This is a genomic window from Thioalkalivibrio sp. ALE9, from assembly GCF_000377445.1.
Classification (GTDB): Bacteria; Pseudomonadota; Gammaproteobacteria; order Ectothiorhodospirales; family Ectothiorhodospiraceae; genus Thioalkalivibrio.
Genome location: NZ_KB898129.1, coordinates 45,676 through 64,544, shown reverse-complemented (window position 1 = coordinate 64,544; position 18,869 = coordinate 45,676). Strand labels below are relative to the sequence as shown.

Here is an 18,869-nt window from a genome sequence, read left to right as displayed (position 1 = left end):
CTGTGGTGAAAAGCCCTTCCTGGCCCTTTCCCTGCAAGGTGGGTTAGCGGCGTCCGGCGGGCGGTTCCAGGCGCAGGCCGCGGACCTCGCCCATGGCACCGCCGGCGCGCAGGGCGGCGGCGAACGGGGACTGGCGGGCGGGTTCGCCGTTGATGCTCTCGATGGTGATGCCGCGGCGCTTCGGCAGCCAGGCGCTGCTGGCGAGCTGACGAATCGCCTCGGTGACGAGTGCCGCGTGGGCCTCGCCGGTGTCGATGCCGGGGATGGTCTCCCAGACGAACAGTTGGCGACCGGAGGCGGCCAGGTACAGCAGCGGCTGGCCGCCGGCCAGGGCTACCAGCGCCCCGGCGACCCGGCGCAGGCGGCCCTCGGCCGCTTCCGGCGGCTGCGGCCAGGGCAGGAGCTGGCCCCAGGGGCTGGCCGGGTCGACGCTTGCCAGCCACTGCGGTTCGGGGGTGTCGTCGGCCGCTCGTTCCAGGGCGCGCAGGCGGTCCACCGCGCCAGCGCGGGCGAACTGCGCGCCAGTCAGGCCCTCCACGAAGTGGCCGCGGCGCAGCTTGCCGGTGTCCTCCATCGCGCGGTAGACGGGATACACGCGCCCGAAGCCGCCCGGCAGGCCCTCGGCGCGGGCCATTTCGCGGCTGACCACGCCGTAGCGTGCCAGCAGGTTCTCGGCCTGTTCGCGGGCGCGCTCCGTCAGCGACACGCCGGGATCGATCAGGTCGGCCACCCGCGACCAGCGCCCGCCGGCCAGGCCCTGGCCCGAGCGCCGGCGGCCGGGCGCCGACGTCTTGCGCTGGCCCAGACTGCGCAGCGGGGCAAAGGTGTCATTGGTGATCTGCCCGGCCCAGACCAGGTCCCAGATCGCGGCCTCGATCGCGTCCTGGCGGGCGTCCGGCTGTGCGTTGCGGGCCGCGCGTTCCAGCTCCAGGTAGAAGCAGGCGCCGCGCCGGTCCAGGGTCTCCAGGATCGCCTGCGCCAGCGGGTCGTCGTGGGCCTCGGCATCCGCGGCATCGGCCTCCGGTTCCAGCAGCACCATCGCCTGTTCGCGGCGCAGGAAGCGGATGCGTCCGTCGCGCTGGCCCAGCGCGCCACTGCCCACCCAGACGAATTCGCCGGAGGCGGTGATGCGGTCCAGCGCGTCCAGCGAGAAGTCGCGCACCCGCATCGGCAGCACATGGGTGGTCCAGGCCGACCAGGGCAGGGCGACGCCCTCCAGTTGCGTCAGCGTGTCGCGCAGGGCGCCGGCCCCGCGGCTAGGTTCAGCCAGGCCCTGCCAGGCGGGCAGGAAGCGGCCCAGCGCGCGGGCGTCCACCGCGGCCGCCTCGTCGCGCAGCCGCGCCAGGGTGCGGCGCTTCAGCCGCCGCAGGATGTCCAGTTCGCACCAGTCCTCGCCCGTGCCCTGCGGGCGGATCTCGCCGCGCAGCAGTACGCCGGCGCGCTCCAGGCTCTCGAGCGCCGGCAGCAGTGCGCCCGGCGCGAGGCCGTAGCGAGCGCCCAGATCCTCGTTGCGGAACGGGCCGTGGGTACGGGCGTAGCGGCGCAGCAGCTGTTCCAGCGGGCGCTGCGGCGGTTCCAGGAAGGCGGCGGGCAGGCCGGGCGGGGGCACCACGCCGAGGGCATCGCGGTACAGCGCGGCGTCCTCGGCCGCGATCCAGCGCGGCTCGCCAGCGATGCGCACCTCCACCGCGCGCAGGGAGTGGGCGAGCTGTTCCAGCCACGGTCCCGGCGCCTCGGTGCAGGCGGCGGCGACCTCGTCCGGGGTCAGGTCCCCGCGCCGGCGCAGCAGGTCGTGCAGGGCGTCGGCGTCGGGCACCCGGGTCGCCTCGGTGGCGTGCGCCAGCTCGGCCTCCAGCTCGGCCAGGGCCTCGGGGTCGATCAGCTCGCGCAGCTCGGCCTGGCCCAGCAGTTCGGCCAGCATGCCGCGGTCGAGCGTCAGCGCCTGGGCCTTGCGCTCGGCCATCGGCGCGTCCTGCTCGTAGATGTAGGCCGCGACATAGGCGAACACCAGGCTGCGGGCGAACGGCGAGGCCTGCGGTGTCTCCACCTCGTGCACGCGGATGCGGCGTTCCTGCACGCCGCGCAGGATCTGGCGCAGGGCGTCCAGATCGAACACGTCGGCCAGCACCTGGCGGTAGGTCTCCAGCACCACCGGGAAGCTCGCGTACTCGCGCACCGAGGCCAGCAGCTGCTGCGATTTCAGCCGCTGTGCCCACAGCGGGGTGCGCTGGCCGGGGCGGTTGCGCACCAGTAGCAGGGCGCGCGCCGCGTTCTCGCGAAAGGCGCTGGCGAACAGGGTGGAGTGGCCCAGCTCGCGGGTGACCGCCTCCTCCAGCTCCTCCGGGTCGGGGAACAAGGCGTCCAGCTCGGGCAGGTCCTCGCTGTCGGCCAGGCGCAGCACGATGCCGTCGTCGGTGTACATTACCTGCACCTCGAAGCCGGAGCGGCTGGTCAGCGCGCCCTGCAGGGCCAGCGCCCAGGGGGCGTGCACGCGCGCGCCGAACGGGGTCAGGATGCAGACGCGCCAGTCGCCGACCTCGTCGCGGAAGCGTTCGACCACGATGCGCTGGTCGGAGGGCAGCTGTCCGGTGGCCTCGCGCTGCTCGTCGATGTAGTCGCAGAGGGTCTCCACCGCCGCCTCCGACAGTGGCGCGTGTTCCCTGAGCCAGGCCGTGCGCTCGGCGCGGCCCATGCGTGCCAGCCGCTCGGTGGCGGCGCCGATGGCCTGGCCGAGCTGGATCGGGCGGCCGGGGCCATCGCCATGCCAGAACGGCAGCTTGCCGACCTCGCCGGGGGCGGGGGAGACGAGCACGCGGTCGCGGGTGATCGCCTCCACATGCCAGGTGCTGGCGCCCAGGGTCACGTTCTCGCCGGTCTTCAGCTCGAACACCATCTCCTCGTCCAGTTCGCCGATGCGCGGCCCGCCCTCGCCGACATGCACGCCGTACAGCCCGCGGTCGGGGATGGTCCCGGCGTTCAGGCGCGCGGCCAGTGCCGCCCCCCGGCGCGGGGTCAGCTCGTCGCGGGCGCGGTCCCAGGCAAGCCACGGGCGCAGGTCGGCAAAGTCGGTGCTCGGGTAGTGGCCCGAGAGCATGTCCAGCGTGGCCTCGAGCAGCGCGCGCGACAGCTCGCGCCAGGGCGCGGCGCGGCGGACCAGCGCGTGCAGCTCGTCCACCGTACGCGGGCGTTCGCAGACCATCGCGACGAGCTGCTGGGCGAGTACGTCCAGCGGGTTATGCGGGGCGTGGAGCGGTTCCAGCGCGCCGGCCTGCATGCGCTCGCCGATCACCGCGCATTCGAGCAGGTCGCCGCGAAAGCGCGGCAGCAGCAGCGAGCGCGAGACCTGGCCCACGCCGTGCCCGGCCCGCCCGGCGCGCTGCAGCCCGCGGGCGACCGCGCCGGGGGATTCGACCATGATCACCAGATCCACCGCGCCCATGTCGATGCCCAGTTCCAGCGAGCTGGTCGCGACGATGCCGCGCAGGCGCCCGGTCTTCAGCCGGCCCTCGGTCTCGGCGCGGCGCTCGTGGGACACGCTGCCGTGGTGGGCGGCGACCAGGTCCTCGGGTGCCTCGGCATCCTCCGGCTGCTGCTCCCGCCAGGCCTCGTTGATGCGCTGGACCAGGCGCTCGCACAGCCCGCGGCTGTTCACGAACACGATGGTGGAGCGGTGCTCCAGGATCGCGGCCAGCAGGCGCGGCTCCAGGCGTGCGGCGCGGTCGCCGCCAGCGGTGGGGAGCTGCCCGGTGCCCTGGCCGTACACCGCGCCGAGGATGGAGCCGGACGGGATTGGGCTGGTCGCCTCCGTGGCCTCGACGGTGGCGGGTGCGTGCTCGGCGGGCGGCTCCTCGGGGGCGAGGATCTCCAGGTCCAGGCGCGGGGGCTCGGCGGCGTCGATCACCTCCACCTCGCGGTCGCCGCCAAGGAAGCCGCGCGCCACCTCCACCGGGTGCACGGTGGCGGACAGCCCGATGCGCTGCGGGTCCTCGCCGCAACGTTCGGCCAGGCGTTCCAGCGACAGGGCGAGATGCGCGCCGCGCTTGTTGCCGGCCAGCGCGTGCACCTCGTCGATGATCACCGTGTGGATGGACTCGAGGTTCTCGGCGGCCTTCGAGCCCAGCAGCAGGTACAGCGACTCCGGCGTGGTGACCAGAATGTCTCCGGGTTCGCGCGCCTGCGCGCGGCGCTCGGCCTGCGGGGTGTCGCCGGTGCGGATGTGTACCACCGGCTCGCGCGGGGCATCATCACCCAAGCGCGTGGCGGTCTGCGCGATCCCGGTCAGCGGGGCGCGCAGGTTGCGTTCGATGTCGGTGGCCAGCGCCTTCAGCGGCGAGATGTACAGCACCGAGTAGCCGCGGCGGGCGTCGGGCGCGGGTTCGCCGGTCAGGCGGTCGATTGCGCTCAGGAACGCGGCGAGAGTCTTGCCGCTGCCGGTGGGGGCGGTCAGCAGGCAGTGGCGGCCGGCCCGGATCGCGGGCCAGCCGCGCGACTGGATCGCGGTCGCCTGCCCGAAGGCCTCGCCGAACCAGGTATCGGTCGCGGGGCGAAAGGGCGTGACCGGCATCGAGGGGAAACGCCGGTGGGCGGGTCAGGCGTGGCCGACGGTGGTGTCGGTGGTGGCGTGGAAGTAGTCGCTGTCGCGCGCCAGTTCGTCGATCAGCTCGTGCAGCATGGCCAGACGGCTCTCGGCGTCCGCGAACGGGGCGCAGTCCTTGCACAACGGATCGCCGCAGGGCTGGCGGCTGTACAGCCAGAAGTGCACGGCACCGGCCAGCAGGCCGTCGGCGACGTCGCCGGTCTCGGCGGCCTGGCCGTCGTCGGCGAGCCGGTTGGCCAGCTCGATCAGGTTCTGGGCAGCGTTGTTGTAGGTCTGGTCGGCGGTGTCGTTCATGGGATCTCGAGATCGGTTTTCGGCTAGCCGCGATCTTTCGACCGCGAACAAACCCAGCAGTTTACCGCGACTGGCCGATATTCCGAAGAAACAGGGGAATATGGCGCTCCTCGGGGGAGAGTCCGCCGTGGGCGCCAATGAAGAACGGGCCCTCGTCGTCGGCCGGCGGGTCCACCAGATAGGCGTCCTCGGCGGGCAGCAGGAGGTAGTCGCCGGCGCGCGCCCGCAGCTCGGGGTGCTCCCGGTCATGCCCCGGGGGCAGGCCCAGTGTGCCGGGGCTCAGCCAGTCGGCCGCGGGAATGACGGACACGTCCGCGCCGAAGGCCGCGTCCAGGGCCGTCAGGAAGTCCGTGTCGCGTCCTTCGCGCACGTGGGCGATGGCCGCGCGCGGCTCGCCGGTCAGGCGGTGGCGCAGGCAGGCCTGCACCGCCGGGTGCTCGCGCAGGTCCAGGCGTTGCTCCATCGTGCGCATGCCGTGGTCGGCGGTGGTCAGAAAGATGCTCTCGGGGCGCTGGATCTGCGCGCAGGTTGCGGTGTAGGCCAGGTCCAGCTGCTTCAGGTGGCGCTCCACCTCCGGGCTCTCCGGGCCGTATTGGTGTCCCAGGTGGTCGAGCTCCGACCAGTAGACGTAGGTGAAATGCGGCCCCGGCGTCGCGTTCACATGCGCGGCCACCCGTGCCGGCAGCTCGGACAGGTCCTCGAAGCCGATGAACGCGGCGGAGCCGTTCATCATGCGGTTGTACGGCGTGCCGCCGATCCAGTCCGGGCCGATCATGGTGGTGTGGCAGCCGAGCCGGTCGACCAGGCGGTCCGGTTGTACGCGGCCGGTCAGCTCGCGGTAGCCGAGCGTGGCCGGGCGGTCCTCGGTGTCGCGCTCCTGGCCCATCAGCACCGTCAGCGTGCGCTCGGCAGACGGCAGCCGGGTGTGCCAGCCGAGCAGGCCGTGCTGCGCGGGTGCGCGCCCGGTCAGGATGCTGGTGATCGCGGTCGCCGTGGTGCTGGGGAACACGGTCTCGAGGTCGGTTACGTAGTCCGCGCCCAGCAGCGGCGTGTGGCGGCGATAGCGGGTGGCAAAACCGTCGATCAGCCACAGCACGATATGGCGGTCCGGCCCCAGGTGTTCGGATACACCCGCCAGCGGCGGGTGGCTGGCCACCGGGTTCAGGCTGGCCTCGATCTGGCCGAGCAGGTCCATCAGCCCCGGCGCTTCCAGCCGGGCGCGCAGGATGTCATCCACGACCGAGTCGGCCGCGGCGTTAGCCGTCATCGACAAGCGATCAGGCCTTGCCGCCGTCGCCACCCATGCAGGGCGGGGAGTCGGCGACCTTGCCGGCACGCTCGAACCACTGGTCCGGGTCCAGCGTGTGCAGCGCCAGGGCATGGATGCCCCCGGCCAGCTCGTCGGCCAGGGCCTGATTCACCAGCCGGTGCCGCGCGATCAGCTTCTGATCACGAAAGGCCTCGGACACCACCGTCACTTTGAAATGCGACTCCGAACCCGGCGGCACGTTGTGCATGTGGCTCTCGTTCACCACCTCCAGATGCTCGGGCGCAAAGCGCTCCTCCAGCTTCCGGGTAATGGTCTCCTGCATGCTCATCGACGACTCCAGTGCTTCGATTGACGGGACATCGCACTCAGTGTGCCGTGTCGTACCCGCATGTCCAGATCCTTGGCCAGCCGCATGGCTGCCGCTGTCTGGGGGGCAGTCATCAGCCTTCCCGTGTGCGTTCCTTCCAGTAATCCGGGTGGCGGTGCAGGTGCATGACCGCGAGAATCAGGATGCCCCGTCCTCTTCTGCGTAGAGAACCCCATACGGAAACCGCTTCACGAATGAGCGCCGCACTTCGCCCTCCAGAACGGTCCAGGCACGCGGGTAGGCGATGGCGCGTTGCACCGCTGCAAACACTTCAACTGCAAAATCGTTCCCGAGGCGGGGCTCGATTTCTTCGTAGTACTGAACGGCCTCGGTGAGTTCTTGCTCCGCTTCCGGGTGAAAGCGAAAACTCATCGTTCAAACCGGCTCCATATCCTCTCGAAGACCTGTTCGCCCGGAATCGCTTCGACTGTGCCCGAGCGGATCTCTTCCAGGCGCTTCCGCGAGACCTCCGCCCATTTGCGGTCCACGCCCGCATCGGGCGGGTTCAGGCTGCGCAGGAGGGAATCGACCACCAGAGCGCGCTCTTCCACGGGCAGGGACTCGGCTTCGTCAATAAGGTCTTTGATCTTCATGTCACCATCTTCCTGGTATCGCTGGGGGCGATGACCGGCGCAAGCGGAATTCTCATACTGGCATCTTGCGGCCGGTAGTGCGAGATGGCGGTTTGGTGGTTATATCCGGGAGGGGCTATGCGGCAGACGCTGGCGTTTGATGTGTACGGGACGCTGATCGATACCCAGGGGGTTACGGCGACGCTCGAAGGGTGGATTGGCGAGCGGGCACCGGTGCTGGCACGTGCCTGGCGCGAGAAGCAGCTGGAGTACACCTTCCGGCGCGGGCTGATGGGGGCGTACGCGGATTTCGATACCTGCACTGAGCAGGCGCTGCGGTACTGCTGCGAGGCACTGGGTATCGCGCTCGAAGCGGAGCAGGAGGCGGAGTTGTTGCGGTGCTACCGAGAGCTCCCGGCCTTCGCCGATGCAGGGCCGGCCCTGGACGAGCTGCGCGCGGACGGACACCGCCTGTTTGCGTTCTCCAACGGGACGGCTGAGACGGTCAGCGGGCTGTTGCGGAACGCCGGCCTGGAGGATCGCTTCGAGGATCTCGTCAGCGTGGACGAGATCGGCTGCTTCAAGCCGGACCCGCGCGTGTACCGGCATTTCCTGCAGAGGGCGAATGTGCTGCCCCAGCAGGCATGGCTGGTTTCAGGCAACCCCTTCGACGTGATCGGTGCGCAGGCTGCGGCCATGCGTACGGTCTGGCTCGACCGGGCGCGGCAGCGGCTGTTCGACCCCTGGGGTGGGGAGCCCACGGCCACCATCGGCAGCCTGGACGAACTGGCCAGGGCACTGCGTTAGCCGGGGTCTTGCCGTCGGCAAATATTCCTGCTGGAGCGGGCTATTGGCGCCCGGTGGTTGCGCTACGATGGAGATCGGTCCGCCGCCGGGAGAGGAGCGTGAGCCAGCAGGTCAAGCAACGGGTCGCGCCCGCCGCAGAATCGCCCTTGATCCGTCCGGCCACGGTGGAGGATCTGGAGGCGCTAGTCGCGCTGGAAGATGCGGCGTTCGAGATCGATCGCATCTCGCGGCGGCAATTTCGCTACCTGCTCACGCGTGGGCATGCGGTCACGCTGGTGGCGGAGGATGCCGGCGGGGAGGGCTTGCTCGGCTACGTGATGCTGCTGTTCAGCCGCGGTACGTCGCTGGCGCGGCTGTACTCGATTGCGGTCAGCGCGCGGGCGCGCGGCCAGGGGCTGGGACGGCGTCTGGTGGAGGCGGCGGAAGACGCGGCGCGCCAGCACGGGCGGACCGATCTGCGCTTGGAGGTGCGGCGCGACAATGCGGCCAGCCTGGCCCTGTTCCGCGGGCTCGGCTATCGCGACTTCGGCACCATTGACGACTACTACGAGGACCACATGGATGCGCTGCGGCTGCAGAAGTCGCTGGCGATCGGCCCCGATCCGGCGCTGGTACGCGCGCCCTACTATGCGCAGACGCTGGAGTTCACCTGCGGCCCGGCCGCGCTGATGATGGCGATGCGCACGGTGGACCCGGCGCTGAAGCTGGACCGGCGCTTGGAGCTGCGCCTGTGGCGCGACGCCACCACGATTTTTATGACCTCGGGCCACGGCGGCTGCGGGCCGTACGGGCTCGCGCTGGCCGCGGCCCATCGCGGGTTCGAGGTGGAACTGCTGGTGCGCGATCGCGGCGTGGCGTTCGCGGATTCCGTGCGCAGCGCGGAGAAGAAGGAGGTGATGCAGCTGGTGCAGGAGGACATGGTCGAGGAGCTGGAACAGCTGGGGGTGCCGGTGGTGCACGGTCCGGTGAACGTATCCCAGCTGGAGGCGCGCTTTGCCGAGGGCGGGGTGCCGGTGGTGCTGATCAGCAGCGTGCGGCTGTATGCCGAGCGCTTCCCGCACTGGGTCACGGTGACGGGCTTCGACGAGCGCTTTGTCTACGTGCATGACCCGTTCGTGGACGTGGAGCAAGGGGGGCGCGCGGTGGACTCGGTGAACATGCCGATCGCGCGTGCGGACTTCGAGCGCATGGTGCGCTACGGCCGCGCGGGGCTGCAGGCGGCGGTGATCGTCGGCCCGCGCCGTACGGCGGAGGGCGCGCATGCCTGAGCACCGCATCCTGGTCGAGCGCCGGGCGGACTGGAAGTCGCACTTCCCCGACCTTCCGGTCATGGCTATTGACGACTACCTGCGTGGCCCCGCTGCCGACGACCCGGCCAACCTGCGTGTGATCAACCTGTGCCGCAGCCAGCGTTACCTGTCCGCCGGGTACTACGGCTCGCTGCTGGCGGAGGCGCGCGGGCACCGGGTGATCCCCAGCGTACGCACCCTGCAGGACCTGTCGCGCAAGTCCATCTACAGCCTGGATACCGAGGAACTGGACGAGCGCGTGGCACGCGTTCTGGGCCGCAGCCGCCAGGGCGCGCAGCCCGAGCGCCTGGAGCTGACCGTGCTGTTCGGCCAGTGCGACGAGCCGGCGCTGCAGGAGATCGCCGGCCAGCTGTTCGCCCTGTTCCCCGCGCCGATGTTCCGGGTGGAGTTCCGGCTGCAGGGCCGCTGGCAGATCCACGCCCTGCGCCCATTCGCGCTGAACACGCTGGAACCCGAGCAGGAGCCGGCCTTCTTCGCCGCGCTGGAGCGTTACCTCTCCAAGCCCTGGCGGCGCCGCCGCGGGGCACGCAGCGCGCGCTACGAGCTGGCTATCCTGCACAACCCGGACGAGGCGATGGCCCCGTCCACGCCGGCCACGCTCAAGCGCTTCGCCCGCGCCGGGCAGGAACAGGGGATGGATGTCGAGCTGATCCAGGCGCGCGATCTGCCACGACTGGCGGAGTTCGACGCCCTGTTCATCCGCGAGACCACCGCCATCGACCACTACACCTATCGCTTCGCGCGCAAGGCCGAGGCCGAGGGCATGGTGGTAATCGACGATGCCGACTCCATCCTGCGCTGCACCAACAAGGTCTATCTGGCTGAGCGCCTGGCCGCCCATCGCGTGCCGACGCCAAAGACCGTGATCCTCACCCGCGAGACCATCCTGCGCGCGGAGGAACAGATCGGCTATCCCGTGGTGCTCAAGATCCCGGACGGCAGCTTCTCGCGCGGGGTGTTCAAGGCGAACGCCCGCGCCGAGCTGGAATCCATCGCCCGACGCCTCTTGAAGGAGAGCGATCTGATCCTCGCCCAGGAGTTTGTCTACACCGAGTTCGACTGGCGCATCGGCGTGCTCAACCGCCAGCCGCTGTATGCCTCGCAGTACCTGATGTCGCGCAAGCACTGGCAGATCGTCAATCACGACGCCAAGGGTGGCCCGCGCGAGGGCGGCTTCCGCACCCTGGCACTGGCGGACGTGCCCGCCGCCGTGGTCAAGACGGCCGTGAAGGCCGCCAACCTGATCGGCGACGGCCTCTATGGCGTCGATCTCAAGCAGACCCCGCGCGGCGTGATGGTCATCGAGGTCAACGACAACCCCAACCTCGACGCCGGCATCGAGGACAAGGTCCTCGGCGAGACCCTCTACACCACCCTGATGCAGGACTTCGTCCGCCGCCTCGACGCCGCCCGCCGCCACCGCGCCGCACCCTGATTGGAACGGGAGTCTGCCCGTCGCCGCGTCGGGAAGCGGTCAGGCCACGGCCTCGGGTGGTTCCTGCAGCGGGTCGTGGAGTTCGAGGTCGACCATCAGCTCGTTGGCCAGGGCCTCGAGGTCGTCCTGCAGGGTGTTCAGGTCCAGGCCTTCCGGCACGCCCAGGCGGGCCTTCGCGCGGAACATCGGCTCGCCGGTCATCGAGCCCGGTTCGCAGGCCGTCTCCAGCGTCTCGACGCTCACGCCGTGGCGCGAGAGCACGGCGGTGATGTCCTGCACGATCCCCGGCCGGTCGTGCCCGATCAGGTCTAGCACCACCGGATGCCGCGCCGCCGATGGCAGCTCGCTGCCCCGCTGGATCTGTACCTGCAGCCCGTCGCCTTCCAGCCCGCGCAGCGCGGCCTCCAGCGCGTCGGCATTCTCGGTATCCACCTCCAGCAGTACCACTCCGGCAAACTGTCCGGCCAGTTGCGCCATCCGGCTTTCCAGCCAGTTGCCGCCCGCCGACCGAGCCCGCGCCGCCACCGCGCTCACCAGCCCCGGCCGGTCCGGCCCGATCACCGTCAGAATCACCGAAGTCTTCATACGCACTTCCTCACACGAATCGCTATCGGACCAACCATCCTGCGCGCCCTTGCAGGCCATGACAATGCGCTGGATGTTGCTCACTGCGCCACCGCTCGAGGAACGGCACCATCGCTGCTCTCAGGCGTCGGCGGTTTCGGGGAGGTTGTAGAAGGCGCGGGCGGTGGCGGTGGTGTGGGCGGCGAGGTCTTCCGGGGTCTCGTCGCGCAGTTGGGCCACGTATTCGCCAATGTGGGGGAGGAAGGCGGGTTCGTTGCGCCGGCCGTTGCCGATCTTCTTGCCGGAGCCCTTGGGCAGGGTGCGCGGCAGGAGGTAGGGGGCGTCGGTCTCGATCATCAGGCGGCCGCGCGGGATGCGCGGGACCAGCGGGTGCAGGTGGGTGCCGCGGCGCTCGTCGCAGACCCAGCCGGTGATGCCGATGTGGCAGTCGAGATCGAGGTATTCGGCCAGGGCGTCGGCCTCGCCGGTGAAGCAGTGCACCACGGCGGCCGGCAGCTTGTCGCGCCAGCGGCGCAGGATCTGGGCGAAGTCGTGGTGGGCGTCGCGCTCGTGCAGGAACACCGGCAGGCCGAGATCCGCGGCCAGCTCCAGCTGGGCCTCGAAGGCGATGCGCTGCTGCGGGCGCGGCGAGTGGTCGCGGTTGTAGTCCAGCCCCATCTCGCCCATGGCGACGACGTTGGCGTCCGCGCGGGCGAGGTCACTGAACCGCGCGGCGATCGCGTCGGTCCATTGCTTTGCCAGGTGCGGATGCACGCCCAGCGTGGCGCGGCAGCAGTCCGGGTGCTGGTCGGCGATCTCCAGGCACTTCTCGCTCTGGTGGGCGTCGGCGCCGGTGATCAGCATCCAGGAGACGCCGGCCTCGCGGGCGCGCTCGAGGACCTCGTCGCGTTCCTTGTTGAAGGATTCGTGGGTGAGGTTGAAGCAGATATCGATCCATTCCATGCGCGGTATGCTAACGGATTGGTGGTGTGGTGCCAGTTTCCGGGCCGTTATCACGGCGAGGGGCCGGAGCCGTCGTGGCAATGACAGGGCCATGGTCCGGGTTTGACGTCGGCACCGCGGCAGCGTGTTAAACCTTTTGCAGTGCCTTTGATTTGGAGTTTGGAATGCGTGATGCGAGTCCCCAGGCGGTTTATCTGAGCGATTACCAGCCGCCGGCGTTTGTGGTGGAGAGCCTGGAGCTGGACTTTGATCTGGCCGCGGCGACCACCGAGGTGACCACGCGCATGGCGGTGCGGCGCAATCCGCAGGCGGCGGAGTCGAACGGGGCACTGCGGCTCTACGGCGATGGCGTGGAGCTGGTGTCGCTGACCGTGGATGGTGCGGAGCCGGGCGAGGGCCTGCTCGAGCAGGATGGCGATGGTCTGCTGCTGCACGGCCTGCCGGAGTCGGCGCGGCTGGAGATCATCGGCCGCTGTCACCCGGAGCAGAACACCGCGCTGGAAGGCCTGTACGCCTCCAGCGGCATGCTGTGCACCCAGTGCGAGCCGGAGGGCTTTCGCCGCATCACCTTCTTCCCCGACCGCCCGGATGTGCTGACCACCTACCGCGTGCGTTTGGAGGCGGACCGGGCGCAGTACCCGGTGCTGCTGGCCAACGGCAACCGCGTGGAGGCCGGCGAGCTGGACGGCGGGCGCCACTATGCGGTGTGGGAGGATCCGTTCCCCAAGCCGTCGTACCTGTTTGCGCTGGTCGCGGGCGATCTGGCCTGCCAGCGCGACAGCTTCACCACCATGTCCGGGCGCGAGGTCGCGCTGGAGCTGTATGTCGAAGCGCACAATGCCGATCGCTGCGATCACGCGCTGGCCTCGCTGAAGCGCGCGATGCGCTATGACGAGGAGGTCTTCGGCCGCGAATACGATCTGGACGTGTACATGATCGTCGCAGTGGACGACTTCAACATGGGGGCGATGGAGAACAAGGGTCTGAACCTGTTCAACGCCAAGTACGTGCTGGCCAGCCCCGACACCGCCACCGACAGCGACTTTGTCGCCATCGAATCGGTGATCGCCCACGAGTACTTCCACAACTGGTCGGGCAACCGCGTGACCTGCCGCGACTGGTTCCAGCTGTCGCTCAAGGAAGGGCTCACGGTCTTCCGCGACCAGGAGTTCACCACCGACTGTACCCTGTTCGGCGTCAAGCGCATCGACGATGTCGCCATGCTGCGCGCCTTCCAGTTCCCGGAGGACGCCGGACCGCTGGCGCACCCGGTGCGCCCGGACCACTACGCCGAGATCAACAACTTCTACACCCTGACCGTCTACGAGAAGGGCGCGGAGCTGATCCGCATGCTGCGCACCCTGATCGGGCGCGAGACCTTCCGTCGCGGGCTGGACCTCTACTTCGAGCGCTTCGACGGTCAGGCCGTGACGACGGACGACTTTGTCGCGGTGATGGCCGAGGCCAGCGGGCGCGATCTCTCCCGCTTCAAGCGCTGGTATACCCAGGCCGGCACGCCGCATGTGACCGCAGGCACCGCGTTCGACGGCCCCGGCGGACCGGCCCGTATCACACTCGCGCAGGAGACCCCGCCGACCCCGGGCCAGGCGCACAAGGAGCCGGTGGTGATCCCGGTGCGCATGGCCTTTCTCGATGCCGACGGCCAGCGCATCCGCGCGCGCCGGGACGGCGACGAAGCCGCGCGCGACGAATGGGTGCTGGAGCTGGACGCCGCCGAGCACACCTTCTGCTTCGAGGACCTGTCCGCCGAGGTGGCCGCGATCTCCTGGCTACGCGGCTTCTCCGCCCCGGTGATCCTGAACGCCAACCAGGGCGTGGACGAACTGGCGCACCTGCTGGCGCATGACGATGATGCCTTCGCCCGCTGGGAGGCCGCGCAGACCCTGTTCCGTCGCGCCATCCGTGCGCGCATCGAGCACGACGCCGCCGACTCCGCGCTGGAGGCCGCCATCGAGCACGCCCTGCACGCCCTGATCGAGGATCCGGCGATCGAGCCGGTGCTGCTGGCGACCATCCTGCAGCTGCCGCCCACGCGCGAGCTGGCCGAGTTGTTCGAGCGCGTCGATCCGGTGCGCCTGCGCATGGAGCGCGACGACCTGGAGAAGCGCCTCTATGCCCCGCTGACCGGCGCGATGCAGCAGATCCAGCCGAAGCTGGACGACGTGGACAATGGTGCCTTCACCGCCGAGGCGATGGGCCTGCGCCAGCTGCGCAACCGTCTGCTGGCGCTGCGCGTGGCGGCCCGCGACGAGGCCGCGGTGCCCGAGGCCCTGGCGCAGTACCAGAAGGCGCGCAGCATGACCATGCGCATGGGTGCGCTGAACGCGGTGAACGAGCTGGATCACGAGGCCCGCGAGGTGCTGTTGACGGACTTCGAGCAGCGCTACCGCGACGACCCGCTGGTGCTGGACAAGTACTTCGGCCTGCAGGCCGGCAGCCAGGTCCCGGGCGGCTTCGAGCGCCTGGACGCGCTGCTGGAGCACCCCGGGTTCCGCTGGACCAACCCGAACCGGGTGCGTGCGGTGCTGGGGCCGTTCATGGCGCGCAACGAACGCCACTTCCACCAGGAAGACGGCGCGGGCTATCGCCGCATGGGCGGCTTCGTCGAGAAGCTGGACGCGATGAACCCGCAGACCGCCGCGCGCCTGGCCCAGCCGCTGACGCGCTGGCAGAAGGTGGACAGCGTTCGCGGCGAACAGATGCGGGCGGAACTCGAACGCCTCGCCGCGCTCGAATTGTCGCGCGACCTGCGCGATGTGATCGAGCGCGCGCTGGCGTAGGAGGCCAGCCCCCTGGCCGATGGGGCGACGGTAATGTGTGTGGGAGCGGGCTTGCCCGCGAAGCCCCCGCCAAAGCCGGACGCGGGCAGGGGCATTCGCGTGCAGGCACGCTCCCACAAGCCCACAGGGGTGCGCTGATGTGTGCGGGCTGTGGTAGCGTATCGGGGGGTTATCGGGGTGATGCCTCTTGAGATGAGGGTTTGGCCGACGTGAAACGGGTCTTCCACCGACTGCTGTGCTGGATGCTGGTGCTGGCGATTGCCGGCCTGCTGGCACTTGCGGCCGTCGCGAGCGAGGGAGGCAGTCACGCTGGGCATGCGATGCATGGGGCCCAGTCGCATGGCGATAAGCCCGCGGATCACGCGGCCCACGACCACTCCCATGATCACGCGCACGGTGACGACCACGATCACCATGCGCAGGACGATCACGCCGATACTCGGCATGCCGACGATCACACCCAAGACACTTCGGATTCCTCCGACGCCAGCGGGGTGATCGTGCACGCGGATTGCGTGGATGGCGCCTGCCTGGCGAGTTGCTCGGCCTGCAGCCACTGCCAGGGCATGCCGTCCATCACCGGCATGCATCTGCTGACCCCGGTCACGCAGGCCATGCGCCTGTATTCCTTCCAGAGCGGCCCGCCCGCGGCCGCGTTATACCGACCCCCGATCCTCTCCTGATCTGACTGTACCGGCCCGAGCGCCGGGGCTGTCCGCACGTCCGGGTTCCACTCGGTGCCGGCGGGCGGCAAGGCCGTGTCGCGCGTTCGCGCGGGATGCGGAATCGAAGTCCGATCAAGGAGATTTTCACGATGCGAGCAACCCGATTGCTGCTCCCCGTCGTATCGGTGCTGTTCCTCGCCGGCTGCGCGGTCACCGCGCCCGAGCTGGACCGCTCCGAACTGGCGGAGGACATCTCGGTGCAGGGGATCGACCTGCCCGAGTCGGAGATGCCCCGCCCCTCCGGCGAGCTGACGCTCGAGGAGGCCATTCATCAGGCCCTGTGGCGCAACCCGCGCATGCAGCAGGCCTACGCCAAGCTGGATCTGACGGCCGCCGACGTGGTCGAGGCCGCCCAGTTTTCCAATCCCACCCTGTCGCTGTCGGTGATGCGCCCCGAGGGCGGTGGCGGCAACGAGACGGGGGTCGGCCTGGCCTGGGGCATTTCCGGCCTGCTGATGCGCAGTGCGCGTCAGGACATTGCGGAATCCCACTGGGAGTCCACACGTCTGCAGCTGGCCGAAGGCATGGTGGCCCTGGCCTCGGACACCGAGCGTGCCTGGTATGACGCGGTGGCCGCGCGCCAGCGGGCGCAGGTGCAGGCGCTGGAGACCCGCGCCGCGGATCTCGGCTCGCTGCTGGGCGAGCGCTTCTATGACGCCGGCAACATCCCCGACCTGAAGCGGGCACAGCTGCGCATCCGTGCGGCCGAGGCCCGGCTGAAGCTCGAGGATGCGCGGCAGCGCGAGCGCGAAACCCGTCTGCGCCTGGCTCACCTGATGGGTCTGCCCGGCCAGGTGGATGGCTGGGAGGTCCCCGGCAAGCTGCCGTTGCCGCTGGCCGGTGTGGACGATCGCGATGCCCTGGTCGCGCAGGCCCTGGAGCAGCGTCTGGACCTGCGGGCCCTGGATCACGCCCTGGAGGGGCTGACCGAGGGTGTGGCCCTAGTGCGCCGCTATCGCTGGCTGGGCGACATCGAGCCCGGTATCGAGTTCGAACGCGAGACGGACGGCACCCGCCTGTGGGGCGGTGGCATCTCCTTCTCCCTGCCGATCTTCAACCAGAACCAGGCCGGCATCGTCCGCGCCGAGGCGCGGCTGGAGGACGGCGAGGCCCGCCGGGCCCAGCTGGAGCAGGCGGTCACCGCCGATGTGCATCAGCACTTCGTCCGCCTGGCCCACCACCGCGACAAGTTCAGCACCAAGCGCTATGAATTGCTGCCGGCCCGGGAGATCGCACTGGAGCGCGTGCAGGAGCGCGTGAACTTCATGTTCGACGATGTCTTCGACCTGCTCGTGACCAAGCAGGAAGAGCTGGCCGACTGGCAGCGCGCCGTGGCCGCTCTGGGTGACTACTGGCGGGCCCGCGTGGACCTGGCCTTTACGGTGGCTGGCGAGCTGCCGGGCGGGGCGCCGGGTGACGAGGGTTATCTCGAAACCGACGCGCTCGAGCATGACCCGTCCGCGATGGATCACGGAGACCATGGCGGTCACGGCGGTCACGGCGGTCACGGGGACCACGGGGACCACGGGGACCACGGGGACCACGGGGACCACGGGGACCACGGGGACCACGGGGACCACGGGGATCACGGGGACCACGGGGACCACGGGGATCACGGTGACCACGGCGACGACGGTCACGGAGGGCATCACTGATGAAACGGCGTAACTTCCTGCTGGCCGCCGGCGCGGCAATGCTGCCGGCAACTACCCTGACCCGGGTAATGGCCGAAACGGGTCACGAGCACCACAACGAGGGCGACGCCACGCCCGGCGAGCGCACCGAACAGGGCTACATGCCGGTGCACACGCCGAACGGCTGGACCCTGCCGTACGAGATGAACAACGGCGTGAAGGAGTTCCACCTGGTCGCCGAGGAGATCGAGCACGAGTTCGCGCCCGGTTCGGTGGCCAAGTGCTGGGGCTACAACGGCACCACCCCGGGGCCGACCATCGAGGCGGTGGAGGGCGACCGGGTCCGCATCTACGTAACCAACCGCCTGCCGGAATACACCTCGGTGCACTGGCACGGCATCCATCTGCCCTCGGGCATGGACGGGGTGAAGGGCGTGACCCAGCCGCCGATCCATCCGGGCGAGACCTTCGTCTACGAGTTCGAGCTGAACCAGCACGGCACGCACATGTACCACCCGCATGCCGACGAGATGGTGCAGATGGCGATGGGGATGATGGGGATGTTCATCATCCACCCGAAGGACGGCGAGATCGAGCCGGTGGACCGTGACTACGCGATCCTGCTGCACAACTGGGGGCTGCACCCGGGCACGCGCACGCCGGACCCGTCGATCATGGTCGACTTCGACCTGTGGTCGATGAATTCCAAGGTGTTCCCGGCCATCGACTCGCTGGTGGCGAAGACCGGCGAGCGGGTGCGCATCCGCATGGGCAACCTGTCGATGTGGAACCACCCGATGCATGTGCACGGGGTGTCGTTCGAGGTGACCGGCTCCGATGGCGGGCGCTGGCCGCGCAACCAGTGGCGCAAGGAGACCACCGAGATCGTCGCGGTCGGCCAGACCCGCGATATCGAGTTCGTCGCACCGCCGGGCGACTGGGCGTTCCACTGCCACATGACCCACCACACCATGAACCCGATGGGGCACGGCATCGCCAACACCCTGGGCGTGGACCAGTCCGGTCTCGAGGAGGAGATCCGTACGCTGCTGCCCGGCTACATGGCGATGGGCGAACACGGCATGGCGGATCACCAGGACCACACCGACGGCGGGCATATGCGCGGGCCGGAGAACACCCTGGCGATGGGTATGGGCCAGGGGCCGTTCGGCAACATCGGCATGGGCGGCATGTTCACCCTGATCAAGGTGCGCGACGACCTGGAACCCGGGGACTTCCGAGATCCCGGCTGGTACTGGCACCCGGAGGGGGAGGTCGCCCGTCGCGTGAGCAGCGACCCCGATTTCGGCAATCCGGTACGCCGCGGCAAGGTCGCGGATGCGGATTCCGACGGGCTCCCGACCCCCAGCCGCGATGCGCATGGCGGGCACGGAGGCCATGGCGGCCACGGGGGGGCATGGAGGACATAACGGCCACGGAGGCCACAACCACTGAGCTTCCTCCGGCGCGGGCGCCGGGACCGCCGCAAGGCGGCCCCCGGTGGCCTGTGGCCGGCGGACTCTGACACGA

13 protein-coding genes and 2 pseudogenes are annotated in these 18,869 nt (G+C 69.8%); 7 read left to right on the top strand and 8 right to left on the bottom strand.

Going from position 1 to position 18,869, the window contains the following annotated elements:
* Positions 1-43: 43 nt before the first annotated feature.
* The 6 genes and pseudogenes from D106_RS0110575 to D106_RS0110550 form a co-directional block, all read right to left on the bottom strand.
* Positions 44-4,564 carry a DEAD/DEAH box helicase gene (locus tag D106_RS0110575; RefSeq protein WP_018880005.1) on the bottom strand — a complete coding sequence of 1,507 codons (4,521 nt, stop codon included), beginning with the start codon at positions 4,562-4,564 and terminating at the stop codon, positions 44-46.
* Between the two features lie 24 nt (positions 4,565-4,588).
* On the bottom strand, positions 4,589-4,891 hold the full coding sequence (locus tag D106_RS0110570) for a hypothetical protein (protein ID WP_018880004.1): 303 nt from the start codon (positions 4,889-4,891) through the stop codon (positions 4,589-4,591).
* 61 nt (positions 4,892-4,952) lie between these two features.
* Positions 4,953-6,158 (bottom strand): alkaline phosphatase family protein, encoded by a 1,206-nt coding sequence (locus tag D106_RS0110565; protein ID WP_018880003.1) that lies wholly within the window; start codon positions 6,156-6,158, stop codon positions 4,953-4,955.
* Between the two features lie 10 nt (positions 6,159-6,168).
* Positions 6,169-6,489, bottom strand: a complete 321-nt coding sequence (locus tag D106_RS0110560) for a BolA family transcriptional regulator (RefSeq protein WP_017925236.1) — start codon at positions 6,487-6,489, stop codon at positions 6,169-6,171.
* Positions 6,490-6,601: 112 nt separating this feature from the next.
* Positions 6,602-6,900, bottom strand: a pseudogene (locus D106_RS14295) (type II toxin-antitoxin system RelE/ParE family toxin).
* Complete coding sequence (locus D106_RS0110550; RefSeq protein WP_018138966.1) at positions 6,897-7,121, bottom strand: addiction module protein; 225 nt, start codon at positions 7,119-7,121, stop codon at positions 6,897-6,899. Before D106_RS0110550 ends, D106_RS14295 begins: the two are co-directional and overlap by 4 nt.
* Before the next feature lie 117 nt (positions 7,122-7,238).
* Here D106_RS0110550 and D106_RS0110545 point away from each other — a divergent pair, with 117 nt between their 5' ends.
* The 3 genes from D106_RS0110545 (at position 7,239) to D106_RS0110535 (ending at position 10,652) form a co-directional block, all read left to right on the top strand.
* Entirely contained in the window at positions 7,239-7,907 is a 669-nt protein-coding gene (locus D106_RS0110545; RefSeq protein WP_018880001.1) for a haloacid dehalogenase type II, read from the top strand.
* Between the two features lie 98 nt (positions 7,908-8,005).
* Entirely contained in the window at positions 8,006-9,175 is a 1,170-nt protein-coding gene (locus D106_RS0110540) for a GNAT family N-acetyltransferase/peptidase C39 family protein (protein ID WP_018880000.1), read from the top strand.
* Positions 9,168-10,652 carry a RimK family protein gene (locus tag D106_RS0110535; RefSeq protein ID WP_018879999.1) on the top strand — a complete coding sequence of 495 codons (1,485 nt, stop codon included), beginning with the start codon at positions 9,168-9,170 and terminating at the stop codon, positions 10,650-10,652. The genes D106_RS0110540 and D106_RS0110535 overlap by 8 nt, the downstream gene beginning before the upstream one ends.
* Positions 10,653-10,691: 39 nt before the next feature.
* Here the strand turns inward: D106_RS0110535 and D106_RS0110530 are convergent, their stop codons facing one another.
* Positions 10,692-11,237 carry a glycine cleavage system protein R gene (locus D106_RS0110530; protein ID WP_018879998.1) on the bottom strand — a complete coding sequence of 182 codons (546 nt, stop codon included), beginning with the start codon at positions 11,235-11,237 and terminating at the stop codon, positions 10,692-10,694.
* 120 nt (positions 11,238-11,357) lie between these two features.
* Entirely contained in the window at positions 11,358-12,179 is an 822-nt protein-coding gene (locus D106_RS0110525; protein WP_018879997.1) for a TatD family hydrolase, read from the bottom strand.
* 164 nt (positions 12,180-12,343) lie between these two features.
* Between D106_RS0110525 and pepN the strand changes: the two genes are divergently transcribed.
* The 4 genes and pseudogenes from pepN to D106_RS0110505 all read left to right on the top strand — a co-directional run bounded on the left by pepN (position 12,344) and on the right by D106_RS0110505 (position 18,794).
* Complete coding sequence (gene pepN / locus D106_RS0110520) at positions 12,344-14,980, top strand: aminopeptidase N (protein ID WP_018879996.1); 2,637 nt, start codon at positions 12,344-12,346, stop codon at positions 14,978-14,980.
* 242 nt (positions 14,981-15,222) lie between these two features.
* Positions 15,223-15,663 (top strand): hypothetical protein, encoded by a 441-nt coding sequence (locus D106_RS0110515; RefSeq protein WP_051077460.1) that lies wholly within the window; start codon positions 15,223-15,225, stop codon positions 15,661-15,663.
* Positions 15,664-15,809: 146 nt separating this feature from the next.
* A complete protein-coding gene (locus D106_RS0110510) occupies positions 15,810-17,360 on the top strand; it encodes a TolC family protein (protein WP_018879995.1) in 1,551 nt (516 codons plus the stop codon).
* Positions 17,360-18,794, top strand: a pseudogene (locus tag D106_RS0110505) (multicopper oxidase family protein). Before D106_RS0110510 ends, D106_RS0110505 begins: the two are co-directional and overlap by 1 nt.
* Positions 18,795-18,869: the final 75 nt, after the last annotated feature.

What these genes read in the sequence shown, in the direction of transcription:
- D106_RS0110535 (WP_018879999.1), top strand. Translation starts at nt 9,168, where the DNA reads ATGCCTGAGCACCGCATCCTGGTCGAGCGCCGGGCGGACTGGAAGTCG.
- D106_RS0110530 (WP_018879998.1), bottom strand. Translation starts at nt 11,237, where the DNA reads ATGAAGACTTCGGTGATTCTGACGGTGATCGGGCCGGACCGGCCGGGG.
- D106_RS0110560 (WP_017925236.1), bottom strand. Translation starts at nt 6,489, where the DNA reads ATGAGCATGCAGGAGACCATTACCCGGAAGCTGGAGGAGCGCTTTGCG.
- D106_RS0110515 (WP_051077460.1), top strand. Translation starts at nt 15,223, where the DNA reads ATGCTGGTGCTGGCGATTGCCGGCCTGCTGGCACTTGCGGCCGTCGCG.
- D106_RS0110525 (WP_018879997.1), bottom strand. Translation starts at nt 12,179, where the DNA reads ATGGAATGGATCGATATCTGCTTCAACCTCACCCACGAATCCTTCAAC.
- D106_RS0110545 (WP_018880001.1), top strand. Translation starts at nt 7,239, where the DNA reads ATGCGGCAGACGCTGGCGTTTGATGTGTACGGGACGCTGATCGATACC.
- D106_RS0110575 (WP_018880005.1), bottom strand. Translation starts at nt 4,564, where the DNA reads ATGCCGGTCACGCCCTTTCGCCCCGCGACCGATACCTGGTTCGGCGAG.
- D106_RS0110565 (WP_018880003.1), bottom strand. Translation starts at nt 6,158, where the DNA reads ATGACGGCTAACGCCGCGGCCGACTCGGTCGTGGATGACATCCTGCGC.
- pepN (WP_018879996.1), top strand. Translation starts at nt 12,344, where the DNA reads ATGCGTGATGCGAGTCCCCAGGCGGTTTATCTGAGCGATTACCAGCCG.
- D106_RS0110570 (WP_018880004.1), bottom strand. Translation starts at nt 4,891, where the DNA reads ATGAACGACACCGCCGACCAGACCTACAACAACGCTGCCCAGAACCTG.
- D106_RS0110550 (WP_018138966.1), bottom strand. Translation starts at nt 7,121, where the DNA reads ATGAAGATCAAAGACCTTATTGACGAAGCCGAGTCCCTGCCCGTGGAA.